Origin of the sequence: Methylobacterium bullatum (assembly GCF_014845095.1) — a bacterium.
In the GTDB taxonomy this organism is placed as follows: Bacteria; Pseudomonadota; Alphaproteobacteria; order Rhizobiales; family Beijerinckiaceae; genus Methylobacterium; species Methylobacterium bullatum.
Genome location: NZ_NKUG01000086.1, coordinates 1 through 16,853, shown reverse-complemented (window position 1 = coordinate 16,853; position 16,853 = coordinate 1). Strand labels below are relative to the sequence as shown.

14 protein-coding genes are annotated in these 16,853 nt (G+C 67.9%); 6 read left to right on the top strand and 8 right to left on the bottom strand.

The features are described from left to right. The first annotated feature begins 647 nt into the window (after window positions 1–647). Complete coding sequence (locus MBTS_RS13345; protein WP_192215846.1) at window positions 648–2,846, top strand: right-handed parallel beta-helix repeat-containing protein; 2,199 nt, start codon at window positions 648–650, stop codon at window positions 2,844–2,846. Between the two features lie 310 nt (window positions 2,847–3,156). On the opposite strand, the gene MBTS_RS13340 is transcribed toward MBTS_RS13345, so the two are convergent. The 4 genes from MBTS_RS13340 to MBTS_RS13325 are packed head-to-tail and all read right to left on the bottom strand — an operon-like array spanning window position 3,157 to window position 6,139. Then, window positions 3,157–3,702 carry a cytochrome b/b6 domain-containing protein gene (locus MBTS_RS13340; protein ID WP_192215845.1) on the bottom strand — a complete coding sequence of 182 codons (546 nt, stop codon included), beginning with the start codon at window positions 3,700–3,702 and terminating at the stop codon, window positions 3,157–3,159. Beyond that, window positions 3,699–4,811 (bottom strand): catalase family peroxidase, encoded by a 1,113-nt coding sequence (locus tag MBTS_RS13335; protein ID WP_192215844.1) that lies wholly within the window; start codon window positions 4,809–4,811, stop codon window positions 3,699–3,701. The genes MBTS_RS13340 and MBTS_RS13335 overlap by 4 nt, the downstream gene beginning before the upstream one ends. A 9-nt stretch (window positions 4,812–4,820) precedes the next feature. Beyond that, window positions 4,821–5,612 (bottom strand): anti-sigma factor family protein, encoded by a 792-nt coding sequence (locus MBTS_RS13330; RefSeq protein WP_192215843.1) that lies wholly within the window; start codon window positions 5,610–5,612, stop codon window positions 4,821–4,823. Further along, entirely contained in the window at window positions 5,609–6,139 is a 531-nt protein-coding gene (locus tag MBTS_RS13325; RefSeq protein WP_026176215.1) for a sigma-70 family RNA polymerase sigma factor, read from the bottom strand. Before MBTS_RS13325 ends, MBTS_RS13330 begins: the two co-directional genes overlap by 4 nt. Before the next feature lie 282 nt (window positions 6,140–6,421). Between MBTS_RS13325 and MBTS_RS13320 the strand changes: the two genes are divergently transcribed. Genes MBTS_RS13320 through MBTS_RS13305 form a run of 4 tightly spaced genes read left to right on the top strand, consistent with a single transcriptional unit; the run spans window position 6,422 to window position 8,885 of the window. Continuing rightward, complete coding sequence (locus MBTS_RS13320) at window positions 6,422–6,691, top strand: hypothetical protein (protein WP_192215842.1); 270 nt, start codon at window positions 6,422–6,424, stop codon at window positions 6,689–6,691. Between the two features lie 51 nt (window positions 6,692–6,742). Next, entirely contained in the window at window positions 6,743–7,525 is a 783-nt protein-coding gene (locus MBTS_RS13315; RefSeq protein ID WP_147831087.1) for a TonB-dependent receptor, read from the top strand. Window positions 7,526–7,527: 2 nt separating this feature from the next. Then, a complete protein-coding gene (locus MBTS_RS13310) occupies window positions 7,528–8,703 on the top strand; it encodes a PepSY-associated TM helix domain-containing protein (RefSeq protein ID WP_192215841.1) in 1,176 nt (391 codons plus the stop codon). Further along, window positions 8,700–8,885, top strand: coding sequence for a hypothetical protein (locus MBTS_RS13305; RefSeq protein ID WP_192215840.1), 186 nt, complete (start codon window positions 8,700–8,702; stop codon window positions 8,883–8,885). Before MBTS_RS13310 ends, MBTS_RS13305 begins: the two co-directional genes overlap by 4 nt. A gap of 45 nt (window positions 8,886–8,930) precedes the next feature. On the opposite strand, the gene MBTS_RS13300 is transcribed toward MBTS_RS13305, so the two are convergent. The 3 genes from MBTS_RS13300 to MBTS_RS13290 all read right to left on the bottom strand — a co-directional run bounded on the left by MBTS_RS13300 (window position 8,931) and on the right by MBTS_RS13290 (window position 12,744). Further along, window positions 8,931–10,340, bottom strand: coding sequence for a UdgX family uracil-DNA binding protein (locus MBTS_RS13300; RefSeq protein ID WP_026176217.1), 1,410 nt, complete (start codon window positions 10,338–10,340; stop codon window positions 8,931–8,933). A gap of 282 nt (window positions 10,341–10,622) precedes the next feature. Then, window positions 10,623–11,837 (bottom strand): putative DNA modification/repair radical SAM protein, encoded by a 1,215-nt coding sequence (locus tag MBTS_RS13295; protein ID WP_056422010.1) that lies wholly within the window; start codon window positions 11,835–11,837, stop codon window positions 10,623–10,625. A gap of 319 nt (window positions 11,838–12,156) precedes the next feature. Then, window positions 12,157–12,744 carry a RecX family transcriptional regulator gene (locus tag MBTS_RS13290; RefSeq protein WP_192215839.1) on the bottom strand — a complete coding sequence of 196 codons (588 nt, stop codon included), beginning with the start codon at window positions 12,742–12,744 and terminating at the stop codon, window positions 12,157–12,159. A 167-nt stretch (window positions 12,745–12,911) separates the two neighbouring features. On the opposite strand from MBTS_RS13290, the gene MBTS_RS13285 reads away from it, so the two are divergent. Beyond that, entirely contained in the window at window positions 12,912–14,342 is a 1,431-nt protein-coding gene (locus MBTS_RS13285) for a TAXI family TRAP transporter solute-binding subunit (protein ID WP_056145003.1), read from the top strand. 15 nt (window positions 14,343–14,357) lie between these two features. Here the strand turns inward: MBTS_RS13285 and MBTS_RS13280 are convergent, their stop codons facing one another. Then, window positions 14,358–16,625: a fused MFS/spermidine synthase gene (locus MBTS_RS13280; protein ID WP_192215838.1), complete on the bottom strand. Its 2,268-nt coding sequence runs from the start codon at window positions 16,623–16,625 to the stop codon at window positions 14,358–14,360. Between the last annotated feature and the right edge of the window lie 228 nt (window positions 16,626–16,853).

Sequence of the window (16,853 nt, the reverse complement as noted above, 5' to 3'; positions counted from 1 at the left end):
CGACTGTATTGATCGGGAGCGCACCACCCGTATCATCGCGGCCTTGGGCTCCGCGAGGAAGTGCGCATCGGGACTACGTCCGTCTTGAGCGACGGTGGCCCCGCCAGGTCGGGCATTCGAGCCTGCACCCACCCGCTCGGAGCGGCCGGCAGCATCCGAGGCCACCTCCCGCCTTCGGGTGAAGACGGCCTCCTCCCAACTCCCGCCGCCCCGCTCCACCGCTCTCGATTCGATGATTGATCGCCGGGCCGGGCCTCAGCTTCCGTCCGGTAGAAACGGGTCCGCGCTGTGCACGCACCGGCATGCCTCCCCCCTCTCGTCCGGCACGATCGGTGAGCCGCTCGACAGGATCGAAAATCATCAGCGACACATTTTGAACAAGTTCTGCTCACTAAGATTTGTTGTATCAATAAAGTACTAGATTACCGAAGTGTACCTATCTGTACATTTGCCGGAAAACATAGAGGAAGTTCTTCTTAGTACTGCCCGATAAATCAACAAATCCGATTATTCGCTCATCATTGCGATAATAATCTTGGGAATAGTGTCAGCGGACAACGCCGATGCTGAGGGGGATCCGTGACCAGAATCGGCGCGGATTGAGAGGATCGGCATCAGGACCGATCGCAGACACAACTGGAAAACGAATGCAGCATTCGCATCATGACGTCGCGTCGCAAGACGAGGAGCGTTCCACCTTCGATACGGGTCTCTGGTCGAGCCCGACATACGACTTCGTTTCAAGCTTCACCGAGAACGGTATTTCGAGCCCGGTTCCGGACATGGGCAGCCGGGAGCCTCTCTCCGACAGTCAGGATCTGGTGGAATCCGGCGCCGGCACGGCTCCGCTCACACGCCATGACGGGACGATCGTCGCCCGGGAAGGCGATGTCATTCGCGACCTCGACATCTATGTCGATAGCGGGCCCGGCATCGACGTCGATCACGTAAACAACGTGACCATCGAGAACGTCCGCATCCATATCAATGGAAACGGCGGCACCGAGGAAGGTGCCGGCATCCGTATCATGCGGGGTGACAACGTCACCGTCCAAAACGTCGAAGTCTTCAACGAGGGCGCACCCGAGACGGGCGCCGAGCGGACCCCGGACCATTACGGAATTTCGGCCTTCGAGGCCGAGGCTCTGAGCGTGACGAACGCGACCTTCCACGACACGTCGACGGGCATCCTGGTCCAATACTCGCCGGGCGCCACACTCGAGGGCATCGAAGGTTACGACATGCGCGGGCCCTTCCCCCGCGGTCAGCTCGTACAGTTCGGCGAGTCGCCGGACAGCAGCCTCAACAACTTCTACGTCCACAACGATCCGAACGTCGCCTGGACCGAGGACAACATCTCGATCTACTACAGCGACAACGTCACCGTCTCCAACGGCGTCATCGACGGCAACAATTCGCCGAGCGGCCAGGGGGTCATCTTCGAGGGATCGAACGACGGCACCGTCCGCAACGTCGACGCGATCCATATGGGCAACGGCGCCTTCGCGGATTACGGCCAGAACAACACCTTCGACTCCACGCGCTCCTTCGACAACATCGCGGAGGACCAGGGGCGTGGACATCCGCTCTCGAACGCCCTGCTCTGGGGCGTGAACGAGAGCACGGTGGTGACCGATTCCTCGTACCAGAACGCGGGAAATCCGGGCAACATCGTCTGGGGAGAGGGCAATATCGGCGCCGGCATCGACGTGACCGAAGTGACCGGCCAGGCGCCCATGGCGCATTGGACGAACGACTTCGGCCAGGGCGTCTCAGAGCCGGTGCCGGACGTCGGCAAACCGGATCCCATCTCCGAGGGACCGGATCCGGTGGTTCCGGACATCGGACCGACGCCCTCGCCCGAGGAGCCTCCGGTGGTCGCGCCGCCATCCGATCCGGTGCCCGGGGACGACACGGCTCCGCTGACACGCCATGACGGGACGATCGTCGCTCGGGAAGGCGATGTCATCCGCGACATGGACATCTATGTCGATAGCGGTCCCGGCATCGACATCGATCACGTGGACAATGTGACGGTCGAGAACGTCCGCATCCATATCAATGGAAACGGTGGCACCGAGGAAGGCGCCGGCATCCGCGTCATGGAGGGCGACAACGTCGATATCCAGAACGTGGAGGTCTTCAACGTGGGCGCCCCTGAGACGGGCGCCGAGCGGACCCCGGACCATTACGGGATTTCGGCCTTCGAGGCCGAAGACCTGAGCGTGACGAACGCCACGTTCCACGACACGTCGACGGGCGTGCTCATCCAATACTCGCCGGGTGCGGAACTGGAAAACATCGAAGGGTACGATATGCGCGGGCCCTTCCCCCGCGGGCAACTCGTGCAGATGGGCCAGTCGCCGGACAGCACCCTCAACAACTTCTACGTCCACAACGATCCGAACGTCGCCTGGACCGAGGACAACATCTCGATCTACTACAGCGACAACGTCACCGTCTCGAACGGGGTCATCGACGGCAACAACTCACCGAGCGGCCAGGGTGTCATCTTCGAGGGATCGAACAACGGCACAGTCCGCAACGTCGACGCGATCCATATGGGCAACGGCGCCTTCGCGGATTACGGCCAGAACAACACGTTCGAGTTCACCCGCTCCTTCGACAACATCGCGGCGGACCAGGGGCGTGGAAACCCGCTCTCGAACGCCCTGCTCTGGGGCGTGAACGAGAGTACGGTGGTGACGGATTCCTCGTATCAGAACGCGGGAAATCCGGGCAACATCGTCTGGGGCGAGGGCAATATCGGCGCCGGCATCGACGTGACCGAAGTGACCGGCCAGGCACCCATGGCCCATTTGACCAACGAGTTCACCTGGAGCTGATCCGATCCGTGCCTTCGGACAGAGCTTAGGCTGGGCCGAAGCGCATGACGCCAGACGTTCGGTGTGAAGAGCATCGACGATCTGGTGTCGCAGCCGAACTTGAAACAAATATGGGGTCCCGACCGGCAATGGTCGGGGCCCCATTCGTGTTCGACATCCTATTGTCCCATCCGGCATCCCCGCCCCCCTGCGACGCTGGTCACACCCTCACCCCCACGATCGGGAAGACCGGCCTGATCGGCACCCGACATCGAGCGACCGGCCGGTTTCGTTTCTGGCATGACGGCTTCGCGCGCCGCTTCGTGCCACATCAGCGGACACGGGACGGCCGAGCCGGGACCATACTGGAGAAAACCCCATCCCGGCGGATCAGCCCATGCATCAGGGCCGCCCCCAGATGGGCGAGGATGAGACCGAACAGGGTGTAGGCCAGGAATGTGTGAAGCGGACGGAGCCACGCATAGAGACTTGGATCGCGCGGCAGGATCGGCGGCAGGACGAGGGAGCCGGCGAGCCCGATCGGATAGCCGGCCGCCGACAGCATCGCCCAGCCGACCAGCGGCAGCGCGAGCATCAACCCGTAGAGCAAGACGTGCGAGACATGGGCCGCCCGCCGCTGCCAGCCCGGAAGGTCCGACGGCAGGTCGGGCGGCGGATGGCGCCAGCGGTTGAGCAGGCGCAACAGCGCGAGGACCAGGATGCCGATCCCGAGTGGGCGGTGCAGCGCGACCAGGGTGTGGTAGTGCGCCAGCGAGGTCACCATCGCCACGCCGATGAACAGCATGGCAAGGATCAGGGCCGCCATGGTCCAGTGCAGCAGCCGGGCCGGCCGGTTGAAGCGCGCGGTGTGGCTCACAATCCGGCTCCCGTTGCGGGCATGTTTTGGACGGCGCTCGGCGTTTTCGGTTCGCCGGCGCGGCGCGTGAAGGATTGCGCATAGGCCGCCGAACGGGCGCTGAGCAGCGGATCGTCCGATCCCACGATGCCGGCGGGCAAGACGAGAGGATCGAAATTGACGTCGCGGCAATTGCCGTCCGCTTCCGACTGCGTGTCCGCGACGATCACGGTCCCGACGTCCAGGCTCTGCCGCTCGACCGGCCAGGGACGCGTCGCATCGGCCGTGGGGTCGCCGGGCTGCCCCAGGGTGACGACGAGATGCCACCGCACGGGCGCCCGACGGACGGCGGACTCGAAGTCGTCGAACAGAACGTTGTTGTCCGCGCGAGCCCTCTGGGCTGGGCTCTCCGCCGTGGCGGCCTGCTCCGGCACGAACGCCCAGCGTACGGGCGTCCGGGTCCCGTCCGTGGCGATGAACCGGAAGGCGTTCAGGCTCCGGAAGGTGTCGTCGGCAAAGCCTGAGGTGATCGTCCGCGCCTTGATCAGGGCCGCCGCTTGCGCGCTCTCGGGATGCGCGGCGAAGAACGCCTTGAGCGCCTCGGGATCGGGCCTGCCCGTGGCCGGATCGGGCTTGGCGGCCAGAAGCTGCGTGTAGAACCCCTCCGGGCTACGGACCGGGAAGACCGGAATGTCGTTGTTGCCGGTGCGCCATTCCTCGCCGTCGGGAAGGTGGAAACGCAGCGCAAGGCTGCGCACCGTCGTGGCCGCGTCCGCCGCGTAGGGCTGGCCGCCCGCGAGCGCGATGCGGCCGGTGACGGGCGTGACCCGTCCCGCGGCAAACAGCGACGCCGTCGACACACGCGCGCCCCGGCCGTTGCTCTCGAAGCGCCCGGCGAGGCAGAGCCCTTTGGCGTGGTTTCGCCGAAAGCCCGGATGGGGGCCATTCACCCGCTCGAAGCGGTCGACGATCCGCGCCTGGGTCAGGTCCCCCGGAGAGAGCCAGCCGCCGGCATAGGCGAAAGCCCCCGTCGTGCCGGCGACGAGCGCCCCGATGGCGGCGAGGCGCAGACAAGCGGCCCGCGGGCTCAAGGCCGGATCGGCCCCGGTGAGGTCGTTCAGGAGGGACATGGCGGGCCTTCAGATGGCTTTAGCGGTTGCGCGGCGAATCTCGTTGGCGAGGGGGTGCAGGATCGAAGGGTCGGCCGCCCCCACGAGGCTGTAGCCGAGCCCGTCCTGGACCCAGGCGTAGCCGTTCGACGTCTCCGTCGTGTGGGCGCGCATCGGCGCGTCGCCGGGAACGCTCATGGGCCGCATCAACATGACGAAGCGCGCGCCGTGCCCATCGTCGTACATCAGCAGCCCGGCGGGCCCCTGCTGCGTGGCGACGAGACGCCCTCCCATGAGGCGGTAGCCGGAGCCGCTCAGGTCCGGCACCGCCACCGGCCGCCTCATCCGGGCCGAGAACCAGCCGGCGAGTTCGTCCCGGTCGGCGGCGGCGAGCTCGACAGGGCGGGTGTGGTCGGGAGCATAGACCGCGTAGTTCATGCTGGCGGACTGGGCCAGCGCCTCGATGCCGGTGGGCACGGGCGAGACCACCTCGCGCAGGCCCCAGCCACCGGCGCCTCCGACGAGGAGGAGCAGCCCGGCCGCCATCGCCTGCCAGATGGGGAAAACCTGCCAGATCGGACGTGCCGGCCGGCGGCGCGCCTCGACGATCCGCGCCAGGTTGAGCCGGGCGGGAACCGGCTCGGCGGCGATGGGCGCGAAGGCGGCCCGCATCTCCTCGCGCAGGGAAATCATCCGCGCCACCCGCGCCCGCGCCTCGGAATGGGCATCGAGATAGGCCTCGACCTCGCGCCTCCGGGCGGTATCGAGCCGCTCGTCCACGAGGCCCTGGAGATCGTCTTCACCGATCGGACGCATGGTCATTTCACCCTCCGCAGGAGCGGGCGCTTGGCAGGGACGGAGGCTTCGGTCCCGTCCATCGATTGGATCATCCGGTCCCTGGCCCGGGACAGGCGGGACATCACGGTCCCGGTCGGAATCGCGAGGATGTCGGCGGTCTCGGCGTAGGACAGGCCCTCCACCGTCACCAGAAGGAGCACACTGCGCTGCTCTTCCGGCAGAGCGTCGAGCGCCGTCATCAGGTCCCGGTGGCGCAGGCCACTCTCCTGCGTCGGCGCCACCGCGAGGTTTGCCTCCGCAATGTCCTCGATCGGCATGTGGGCGCCGCGGCGCGCGCGCTGGCGCATCTGCGTCACCGCGAGATTGTGGAGGATGGCGAAGAGCCAGGTCCGCGCGTCGCCGTCGGCCTGGCGCTGATGCCAACGGGTGACGGCCCGCTCGAGGCAATCCTGCACCAGATCGTCGGCATCGGTCGGATTGCGCAGGAGGGCGTGCGCGTAGCGGCGCAGGGCCGGGATCAGCGGCTCGATGAGGCGCATCATGTCCATCATCTCCTGTCTCCTGGCATGGGCGGGGCTCCAGTCGGCACGCTGGCCGGACCGAACAAATTTCGGGGCCGGCGACAGGGGCATGGACGCCGCGAAATCCTGTTTATTCCACGTCTGCACGAAAAACTTCGCACTCGGCATCGAGTATTCGTTCGCGCTGATCTGGTCTCGATCATGGCGTTGGAATTTTTCGACAGGGTCATGGAATAAGCAGCCGAAGACGTCGTCTGTCCGGCATCACTGCTCGACGAGATCGGATCGAGCAGGAATCACCGGAGACCTGACATGACGATGATCAAGACTTTTTCGGCCGTCGTTTTCGCGTCCGCCTGCACGTTCGCCGCCCTGACCGGGGCCTCCCAGGCCCGGCCCGCCCCGCATCGGCTGGAGAGCCCGACGATCACCGGCTCGATCCCGGCGCCGGCGCAGTCCGCGTCCTGGCTCGGCGGACCGGACACGGACAGCGGAAACGCCAAGAACCCCGCTCTCCCTTTCTATGCCCAGGCCCGTGGCCAGGAGACCGGCGGCCCGGCCCGCGAGCTGATCCCGAACTAGAATCATGCCGGCCCATGGCGTCCGTCTCCGGTCGGCAATGCCCGCGGGTCCATGCAGATCAACCGCAGCGTCGCCTTCGGCGACGCCACGTCGAGCTACGACAAGGTCGCCTGGACGCCGGCGGTCGGCCTCGTCGTCAAGCCCCTGGAGCACCTCTCGCTCTACGGCAACTATATCGAGGGCCTGCTCTCGAGCGGTGCCTCGCCGGTCACGGCCAGCAACCCGAACCAGGCGCTCCCACCGACCATCGCCGACCAGAAGGAGATCGGCGTGAAGTACGATTTCGGTGTCGTCGGCGTCAGCGCCGCCCTGTTCGAGATCAACCAGCCCAACGCCTTCCAGGACCCGGCGACGCGGAACTACGCGCTCAACGGCCTGCAGCGGAACCGGGGGATCGAGTTCAGTCTGTTCGGCGAGATCGCGCCGGGCGCGCGCCTCATCGGGGGCATCGCCTTCACCGACGGTCGCTTGGTCCGTACCGAGGGCGGGGCTTTCGACGGCAAGGTCGCGCCCGGTGTCCCCGGCACCACGCTCAGCCTCTACGGCGAATACGACCTGCCGCCCTGGTTGCCGCGCGGCCTGACCCTGACAGGCCGGGTCATCCACACGGCGTCCCAATATTACGATCAGACCAATCTGCAGCCCATCCCGGATTGGACGCGGTTCGATGCCGGCCTCCGCTACACGTTCCTCGGCACGTGGGGCAAACCCGTAACGGTGCGGGCCACCGTCGAGAACGTGTCGGGCGAGAATTATTGGGCGTCCACCGGAAACGGGTTCCTGACCCTCGGAGCGCCCCGGACCTACCTCGTCTCGGCCCAGCTGGACTTCTGACGATGGCGACGGGCCCCGACGCGCCGCAGCTGCGAGCCTTCCGGCTCTGGTCGTTCGTCCATACCTGGACGAGCCTCGTCAGCATGGCCTTCATGCCGATGCTGTGCCTGACGGGCCTGCCACTCATCTTCCATCACGAGCTCGACGGCGTCCTCGGCTACGAGCCCGAGGTGCCGGCGATGCCGGCGGGGACGGCGCACGTGTCGTTGGACACGGTCGTCGCATCGGCCCAGGCCATAGAACCCGGCCTCGTGGTCCAGTACCTCGTCTTCGACCACGACGAGCCGGATGTCGCCTTCGTCAATCTCGCCCGGGAGGTCCGCTCCCCTCCGCCTGAGACGACGATCCTGTCCATGGACCTGCGCAGCGCCGCGCTCCTCCGGGAGCCCAAGCCGAACGAAGGCCCGGTCGGCTTCCTGCTGCGATTGCATGTCGACATGTTCCTCGGCCTCGGCGGCAAGCTCTTCCTCGGCGCGATGGGCTTCCTGTTCGTGCTGGCCATCGTCTCCGGCGTCGTCCTCTACGGTCCGTTCATGCGAAAGCTCGACTTCGGCACCGTCCGGCGCAGCCGGACGCGGCGGATCCGATGGCTCGACTGGCACAACCTCGTGGGCGTCGCGACCTTGTGCTGGGCGCTGATCGTCGGGGGGACGGGCGTGGTGAACACCTGGGCCGACCTCATGCTGAAGCTCTGGCAATTCGGCCAGCTCGCCGAGATGACCGCGCCCTATCGCGATGCTCCGCGCCCCGTCCGCCTCGCCTCCATCGCCGAGGCGGTGGCGACGGCCAAGGCCGCCGCACCGAACATGAGCCCGCGCTTCGTCGCCTATCCCGGCACCGTCGTGAGCAGCAACAACCACTACGCCGTGTTCATGGCCGGCGACACGCCGCTGACCTCGCGGCTGCTCAAGCCCGCGCTCATCGATGCCGAGACCGGCGCGCTCACCGACATGCGTGCGATGCCCTGGTACATCCAGGCCCTGCTGGTCTCGCAACCGCTGCATTTCGGCGATTACGGCGGCCTTCCCCTCAAGATCGTCTGGGCGCTTCTCGATCTCGCGACCATCGTCGTCATCGGCAGCGGGCTCTATCTCTGGATCGCCCGCAGACGATGGAAGACGGCCGGCGAGCGGGTGCAGCCCGGTGCGAGGCCGTCTGGCGCAGGAGCCGCGGAATGAAGACGCGCCCGCTCATCCGGTCCCGGACCTGGGCAATCCCATCGATCCTCGCCGCCCTGACCCTGCTCAGCCTGGCGATCGCCCTGATCGTCGACGGAATCTGGGACAGTCTGGCCAGCGCCGTGTTGGCCGGAACCCTGATCTACATGACCTACGAAGGGTTTCGTCCTCGGACAACGTAGCATCACGACGGGGGCGCTAAGCCCGGCGACGCCACCGCCGCTTGGCTAGGCCCCCAACTCGCGCGCGAGGTCGCCCACCCGTTTCAGGTCGGCCACGAAGGCCACGTAGGCGTCTTCCTTGGCCTCGTCCGGCAGGCGCAGGAGATAGGAGGGGTGCACGGTGATGAACCCCTCATAGGCCTTGCCGAAGGCGGCCGGGCCACGGGCGCGGGTGATGGGGATCGCCTTGCCCGTCAGGGCCAGGACGGCGGTGGCGCCCAGGGCCACGACGAGTTTGGGGGCCACGAAATCCAGCTCCCGGTCGAGCCACCAGCGGTAATGGCTCACTTCCCCGGCGGTGGGCTTCTGGTGGATGCGGCGCTTGCCGCGCTCCTCGAACTTGAAATGCTTGACCGCATTGGTGAGGTAGGCCGCGTTCCGCTCTATCCCGGCATCCGCCATGGCGCGGGACAAGAGCTGCCCGGCCGGTCCCACGAAGGGCCGCCCCTGCCGGTCCTCCTGGTCGCCCGGCTGCTCGCCGACGAAGGCGATGGCGGCATGGGCGGGGCCTTCGCCGAGGACGGCCTGGGTCGCGCCCGGCACCAGGGGCTCGGAGCGCCGGATGATGGCGTTGAGCTCCTCCAGTGAGGCGGGATCCTGGTCGGACATCGCGGCGACGGCCTTGGCGGGATTGCGCTTGGTCGGCATCTGCGGCTCCCTCTCGATCATGGCTTCCGTGCGGGCTGAGGCGGCGCGGACGAGGCCGGGAATCGCCGCAGTCTCCGGCATGTTGCGCCAGTACTTCTTCGGCATCTCCGCCCGCATGGCGGCGAGGTTGGTGCGGGCGGGATTGAACGTGCTCTCGTAGTAATCGCGCCAGCCGGCCTCGAACCCATCCGCCTCGGGCGCATCCTCGCGACGTCCCGGCGGCCCGAAGGTCAGGGTGTCGCCGTCCCAATGGGCCGAGCCGTCAGGCGTGAGGATCGACCAGTTCAGGGATCGGAAGCGCGCGACGAAGAAGGTGCTCGCCGCCTCCAGGATGTGATGGTCCGGCTCGAACCAGGCGACGAAGCGCTCGACGCCATCGACTTCCGTCCGCCGGAACCGCAGGAAGGCGTGCATCTTGTGGAGGTCGCGGGCGATGGCCTTGCGCATCCGGTCGAGGCGATGGACCAGCGGATCGCTTCCGACCTCCATCAGCCCGCGCTCGCCATGGATGACGCGCCAGATCAGGGTGTAGAGCAGGGCATAGCGCTCGGGGTCGCGGTGCGGGACGACCATGCGGATCAGGTCGGCCGCCGCGCGCGGCAGGCTTAGTGGCGCATCGGAGCCGGATTCGGGCTGGGAGACCTGTCCGAACAGGCCGGGGGCCTGCCCGATGGACCAGACTGCTCTATCGGGCGGGACCGATGCGGCGGCGAGCCGGCGCGCTGCGGCGCGGAACCCGTCGAGATCGGCGCCCTCGCGGAGGGTGATCGTTTGGAGTGATCCACCCGACCTTGCCCCCTCTGCGGAATTCCTGGATCGACCCGTCTGCTCGACGGCTGTTCCCTTTGTCAGAGGGTGTTCCACATCGCTCACGGCGGGCTCCCTCTCCTGGAAGGAGAGGGTTGGGGTGAGGTGTGGTCCATCTTCGAAGAGGTCACGCACCTCACCCTGTCCCTCTCCTTCCAGGAGAGGGGACCCGCGCTGCCCGCGAGATGTGTGAATATCGGAGGGCGGAGGGGGGAGAGAAGAGCGGCGTGTCATCCGACCCCGTCAAAACAAGCTCAGCTGCCGCGCCGGCTCGACGAGCTTGGCGCGCAGGTCCAGCCTGTCGGTGCCCCCGGGTCCCGGGTGATAATCGGCGGCAATCAGGAACGGGCGGGCGCGCTTGAGGCCGGAGGTGAGACGGGCGACGTCGTCCAGGCGCAGCCGCGTGTGGCGGCGCGCCTTCACGATCTTGTCCACGGCCCGCGCACCGAGGCCCGGCACCCGCAGCAGCATCTCGCGGTCGGCGGCGTTCACGTCCACGGGGAAACGCCCCCGGTGCTTCAGCGCCCAGGCCAGTTTCGGGTCGATGTCGAGGGAGAACATGCCGTCCTCGGCGGCATCGGCCACGTCGTCGGCGGAGAAGTCGTAATACCGGATCAGCCAATCGGCCTGGTAGAGCCGGTGCTCGCGCTGGAGCGGCGGGGATTTCAGGGGCAGGATGGCGGAGCCGTCGGGGATCGGGCTGAAGGCCGAGTAATAGACCCGCTTCAGGTTGAACGATCCGTACAGGAGGGCGCTCTTGCGGATCAGCGCCTCGTCGGTGGTGGTGTCCGCACCGACGATGACCTGCGTCGACTGCCCGGCGGGCGAGAACCGGCGCTTCTCGGCCTTCGCCTCGGTGATCCGGGCGCCGATCTGCTTCATCGCGTTCTGGATGACCGGGCCGTTCTTTTCCGGCGCCAGCCGGTGCAGGCTGGCATCGGTGGGGAGTTCGAGGTTGATCGAGAGCCGGTCGGCATAGAGCCCCGCCTCCTCCACCAGCCACGGGCTCGCCTCCGGGATCGACTTGAGGTGAATGTAGCCGCGAAAGCCGTGGTCGCGCCGCAGGGACTTCGCCACCCGCGTCAGAAGTTCCATCGTGTGGTCGGGCGACTTGATGATGCCCGAGGAGAGGAACAACCCTTCGATATAGTTGCGCTTGTAGAACTCCACCGTGAGGGTCACGACCTCCTCGACGGTGAACTTGGCGCGGGCGACGTTGGAGGAGCGCCGGTTCACGCAATAGGCGCAGTCGAACAGGCAGTAATTGGTCAGCAGGATCTTCAGGAGCGAGATACAGCGCCCGTCCGGCGTGTAGGCGTGGCAGATGCCGGCGCCGGTGGTCGAGCCGAGTTCGCCCTTGCCGGCCACCCGTTTGGGCGCTCCCGACGAGGAGCAGGACGCATCGTATTTCGCGGCATCGGCCAGGATGCGCAGCTTCTTGGCGAGGGTCTCGTCCATGACAGGGACATGCGCGTCGTTCGTGTTTCGTTCAAGTTTTTGTCGGGCGCGGCCGAAAATGTCGCAGCGCGCTTTCCCGTCTCCCCGCATGTGGGACCACCGGGTTCATCTGGCATCGCGCGTCCCTCTCCCCCCTGTGGGGAGAGGTCAGGAGTGGGGGTGGCGCCGCTGGCCTCCGACGGCTGAGGGTCACCCAACCACCCCCACCTCCAATTCCTCCCCACAAGTGGGAGGACGGCCGCGTAGCGCGCGAAAGGTGTGAATGCCGTAGGCGTGCGAGGAGTGGGGCAGCACCGCCCGGCTCACGACGAGACGGCCATCACCGGTCGAGCCCGTCCTCCGCATTCACCTCCTCGTCGACGATCGTTTTCGCCAATCCGTACGAGAACCCGGCCCTCGCCATCGAGGCGAGATCCTTGTCGCGGTGGGCGGCGCGGAGGTCGGGGCGGCGGAACGGGCCGAGCCGGCGGCGCTTGGCATAGGCGCGGGCCGCCACCTCCTCGGCATCGGTGCCCTCCTCCTCACCCCGGTCGCGCTCGGTCTCCAGGGTTTCGGCGATGAGCGTCCGGTCGACCCCCTTGGCGGCGAGCTTGGCCGAGAGGCCGCGGGCGGAGGCCCCGCGCCGGCGCAGGGTCGCCGCCCGCGCGGCGGTGAACCGGGCGTCGTCCACGAGGCCGGAGGAACGGGCGCGCTCCACGATGGCGGCGACGGTCTCGGCGAAGGCGGCGGGGTCTTCGTCCCGGAGCCGGCACCGCTTGGCGACCCGGCGCTCCAAGGTCTGGCGCAGCATCGCTACGGAGGCGCTGTAGCGCTCCAGATACTGCAGGGCGACGCGCTCCAGATACGCGGCCGTGATCGGCGGCGTAGGTTTCGCCGCGCGGGGCGTGGGCTCTGCCTCGCGCGACATTGGCTTTGCCTCGCGGGGCGTGGATTTTGCCTGTCGCGAGGGCACGACACGTCCCGCTGCAACGTTTCGAGCGCTCATCGGTTCATCACGCTTCGGACAGGTTTCAGGATCATGAGGCGCATCGTCTCGACCGTGAACCGGTTGCCTGTCTTACCCCGAGAGGACGCATGCATGTCATGCCGGCATTCCTCCTGAAGCGCGAGTGGCTCCTGGTCGCGCTCGGCCTCGGCTTCGCCGTTCTCGCGGCCGCCGTGGTCTACCTGTCGCGCCCGACGGTGCTCACCGTGGCGGTCGGCCCGCGCGACGGGGCCGAGGCGCAACTGCTCGAAACCTATGCCCAGGCCCTCAAACGGGCGCGGGAGGACGTGCGCCTCAACGTGCGGACCTATGACGACGTGCGCGACAGCGCCGCCGCGCTCCAGGCCGGGAACGCCGATCTCGCCGTGGTCCGGCCCGACGTCTTCCTGCCCGATAACGGCCTGACGCTTGCGCTCCTTCACGAGGAGACGCTTCTCATCGCCACCCCCGAGGCCAGCGCGATCGAGAGCTTCCCCGACCTCGCGACCAAGCGCCTCGGCATCGTCGAACGACACGCGGCCGACCGGCCCTTCGTCACCAACCTCCTCGGCTTCTACGATTTCACCCCCGTGCCGGCGCCCGAGCCCGGCCATGCCCTCACCGCCGGCCATATCGCCCTGGTGCCGCTCAAGCCCGGCGAGGTGACCGCCGCGCTGCAGGCCGGCACCGTGGACGCCGTCGCCGTCATCGCGGCGCCGACCTCGAAGGCCGCGATCTCCACGGTCCGGGCGGTGGAGATGGCCTCCCACGAGAAGAAGATCACCATCGTCTCCGTCCCCGACGGCGACGCCATCGTGCAGCGGATGCCCGAACTGCAATCGGCGACGATCCCCGCCGGCACGTTCGGCGGCCGGCCCAAGCGCCCCGAGGAGGACGTGAAGACGGTGGGCGCTTCCTACCGGCTGATGGCGCGGGGCGGGGTGAGCCGCTACTCGGTGGCCTCCGTCACCCAGCACCTGTTCGAATGGCGCTCGAAGCTGGCGCCCGGCGCGCCCATCGCCAACCTGATGAAGGCCCCGGATTTCGAGACGTCGGTGGCCGCCACCAGCGCCCGCCTGCCCAACCATCCGGGCGCGGTCGATTATTTCGAGCGCGAGCAGCAGACCCTGTTCGAGCGCTACGAGGATTACGTCTACCTGCTCGCCTTTTTCGGCGGCACCATCGGCTCCGGCATCGCCTGGCTCGGCCAGCGCCTCGCCCGCCAGCGCCGCGAGCGGGTGGACGTGGTCCTCGACCGGCTCCTCGACATCCTCAGGGACATCCGCTCGGCCACCACGAGGGAGCAGCTCGACGGCCTCGTTCGCGAGACCGACGACCTCGTCACCGACGTCGTCCAGCACGCCCGCGAGCGCAACGTCGACACCCGCGCGATGAACGCCCTGATCCTGGCCATCGACGCCGTGCACGGCGCCATCGCGGATGCCCGCCGTTCCCTTGTCACCGGCGCCGAGCCCGAGCGCCGGCCCCTGCGGACGCGGTCCGCGCGTCTCCTCAGGCTGGATCGGCCGGCGGCGGAATAGGCGCGGCTTTTCCCCTCATCGCCTCATCTCGTCGAGCATGGCCTCGACGACGTTGCTGAAATCGTCGCTCCAGGGACGGCGGCCCATGTCGGGCACGACCCGCGTCCACTCGCCCGGTTCGGCGAGCGTCCCGAGATGGGCCTCGTCGCGGGCGATGGCGACGACGATAGAGGCCTGACGGAAGCGCGGTCCGTCGATGCTGTCCATCAGGCGCCCGTCGCGGACGAAGGTGACGAGGCCCTTGTCGGCTGCCGCGCGGGCGAGGATGTGGCGCAGTTCGAGGTGCCGGTTCGAGATGTGGACGACGAGGGCGCCTTCGGGCGCGAGCTTCGCGGCGTAGAGCGCCAGTGCTTCCCGCGTCATGAGATGGCTCGGGATCGAGTCGGAGGAGAAGGCGTCGACCACGATCAGGCTCTTCCCACCGGGCTCGTCGGCCAGGGTCAGGCGCGCATCGCCGAGGACGATCCGGGCATCGGGGGCGCAGGCTCCGAGGAAGCGGAACAGGGCGGGATTCCGCGCGATGCGGACCACTTCCGGGTCGATCTCCAGGAAGGTCCAAGCCTCGCCGGCCTGGGCATGGCAGGCGAGGCTGCCGGCACCGAGCCCGACCACGGCCACCGTGTCGAGGCGTCCGCCTTGGCGTGACCGGACGGCGGCGATCGCGCGGCCGATGCCGCCCTCCATGGTGAAGTAGGTCACCGGCTCGGGCCGCCCGGTGAACGGCGTACCGTCCTCGTTGGCGATCCGCATCGCGCCGTGCAGGGTGGTGCCGTGGCTGAGGGTGCGGAAATGTCCGTCCGTCGAGGTGGCGATCTTGTGCACCCCGAAGAACGAGCGCACCGACGCGCCCGAGGTCAGGGCTCCGCTGACCGTGGCCGAGAACAGGGCGAGGCCCATCGCCAGAAGCGCCACGTTCTGCGGCTTGCGCCAGAATGCGATCATCGCCCCCATCAGGCAGAGGGCGCCGACGATGAGCCAGGAGCGTGGCAGGATCGTCAGGTTGATCAGGAGGGCCAGCACGATCAGCCCGGCCAGGATGGCGAGCGAGCGCCGGTTCTCGCGCCAGGACGCGGCGGACAGGATGGACAGGTCCGGCCGGCACAGCAGGGCGGCCACGAGCAGGATCGGGTATTCGAGGACGGTGGAGAAGATGCGCGGCGCGAGGAGCCCACAGAAGATGCCCCCGAGCATGCCTCCGAAGGACAGGCAGAGATAGAACTCGGTGAGCCGCGCCGCATCCGGGCGGCGCGTGTAGAGCGCCCCGTGGCAGATCATGGCGTTGACGAAGAAAAGGCCGAGATGGAGCGCCAATCCGATGCCGAGCGGGAACGCCGCCGTCATGGGCAGGAGCGCCATCGCGGTGCCGAAGACCTGGAGGCAGGCGAGGACGGTCTGGGACGGGACCATCCGCTCGCGGAAGGCGAGGACGAAGGTGAGGAGGAACAGCGCCAGGGGCGCGACCCAGAGCAGGGGCGCGGCCGCCACATCGGTGGAGATGTGCGCCGTCACCGAGACGAGGAGGCCCGAGGGCACCAGGGAGAGGGCGATCCAGCCGAACCGCTGGCGCCAGATCTCACGCCGGGAGGCGGAGGCCGCCGCGACGCCGGCCGCGATCCGGGACGGGGCCGAGGCGTTGCGCGCGGCTGCGGCGGCGCAGATCGCGATCAGTCCGGCGAGAACCGCGAATCCCAGCATCCAGACCCGGCTCTGGTCGCGCAGGGTGAGGAGCGGCTCGATGGCGAGGGGATAGGCGATCAGGGCCGTGAAAGAGCCGATGTTCGACGCCCCGTAGAGGAAGTACGGGTCGCGCGCATGGGGGTGGTTCGAGCGCGAGAACCAGGCCTGCAGCAGCGGCCCGTTCGCCGACAGGGCGAAGAACGGCAGGCCCACCGAAACGAGGAACAGCCCGAGCAGCCAGACGGCTTCCCCATCGGCGGGCGGCTTGCCCCAGCCCGCGGCCAGTTCGATCGGCAGAGCCGCCAGGGCGCAGCCCATCACGGCGAGGTGGAGCGGGGCGGCGACGCGCAGCGGCAGGTAGCGGGCCAGGGCATGGGCATAGGCGTAGCCGGCCAGAAGCAGGGACTGGAACACCACCATCGCCACGGACCAGACCGAGGGCGAGCCGCCGAGGACCGGCAGCACCATCTTGGTGAACATCGGCTGGACGCCGAAGAGCAGCAGGGCCGAGAGGAAGATCGTGGCGACGAACAGCGCGAGAAACGCCGTCGCTCGGGACGATCCGCTCAAACCGGCATGCCGGGCTCCGTCCGCTGCCATGGTCATTGGTCGAGCCCACTCCGTTTCCGCCGGCCGATTAACGGAAGAGGCCGTTAAATTGTGGTTGCTCCGGAGGAGGCGGATCGCTCGCGGACGTCATGATTCGTCATGGACGGCGCTCGTCCGACCGGCTTCGATGACCGGGGGGACAAGCGAGTTGGTCGAAGCGTGCGGCCGATCCTTTGCGGAAACCTCGCCCGCGACGTCGAGGTGAATGCCGGTTCGGCGAAAAAG

What these genes read in the sequence shown, in the direction of transcription:
- MBTS_RS13345 (WP_192215846.1), top strand. Translation starts at nt 648, where the DNA reads ATGCAGCATTCGCATCATGACGTCGCGTCGCAAGACGAGGAGCGTTCC.
- MBTS_RS13335 (WP_192215844.1), bottom strand. Translation starts at nt 4,811, where the DNA reads ATGTCCCTCCTGAACGACCTCACCGGGGCCGATCCGGCCTTGAGCCCG.
- MBTS_RS13330 (WP_192215843.1), bottom strand. Translation starts at nt 5,612, where the DNA reads ATGACCATGCGTCCGATCGGTGAAGACGATCTCCAGGGCCTCGTGGAC.
- MBTS_RS13325 (WP_026176215.1), bottom strand. Translation starts at nt 6,139, where the DNA reads ATGATGGACATGATGCGCCTCATCGAGCCGCTGATCCCGGCCCTGCGC.
- MBTS_RS13320 (WP_192215842.1), top strand. Translation starts at nt 6,422, where the DNA reads ATGACGATGATCAAGACTTTTTCGGCCGTCGTTTTCGCGTCCGCCTGC.
- MBTS_RS13315 (WP_147831087.1), top strand. Translation starts at nt 6,743, where the DNA reads ATGCAGATCAACCGCAGCGTCGCCTTCGGCGACGCCACGTCGAGCTAC.
- MBTS_RS13310 (WP_192215841.1), top strand. Translation starts at nt 7,528, where the DNA reads ATGGCGACGGGCCCCGACGCGCCGCAGCTGCGAGCCTTCCGGCTCTGG.
- MBTS_RS13305 (WP_192215840.1), top strand. Translation starts at nt 8,700, where the DNA reads ATGAAGACGCGCCCGCTCATCCGGTCCCGGACCTGGGCAATCCCATCG.
- MBTS_RS13295 (WP_056422010.1), bottom strand. Translation starts at nt 11,837, where the DNA reads ATGGACGAGACCCTCGCCAAGAAGCTGCGCATCCTGGCCGATGCCGCG.
- MBTS_RS13290 (WP_192215839.1), bottom strand. Translation starts at nt 12,744, where the DNA reads ATGTCGCGCGAGGCAGAGCCCACGCCCCGCGCGGCGAAACCTACGCCG.
- MBTS_RS13285 (WP_056145003.1), top strand. Translation starts at nt 12,912, where the DNA reads ATGCATGTCATGCCGGCATTCCTCCTGAAGCGCGAGTGGCTCCTGGTC.
- MBTS_RS13280 (WP_192215838.1), bottom strand. Translation starts at nt 16,625, where the DNA reads ATGACCATGGCAGCGGACGGAGCCCGGCATGCCGGTTTGAGCGGATCG.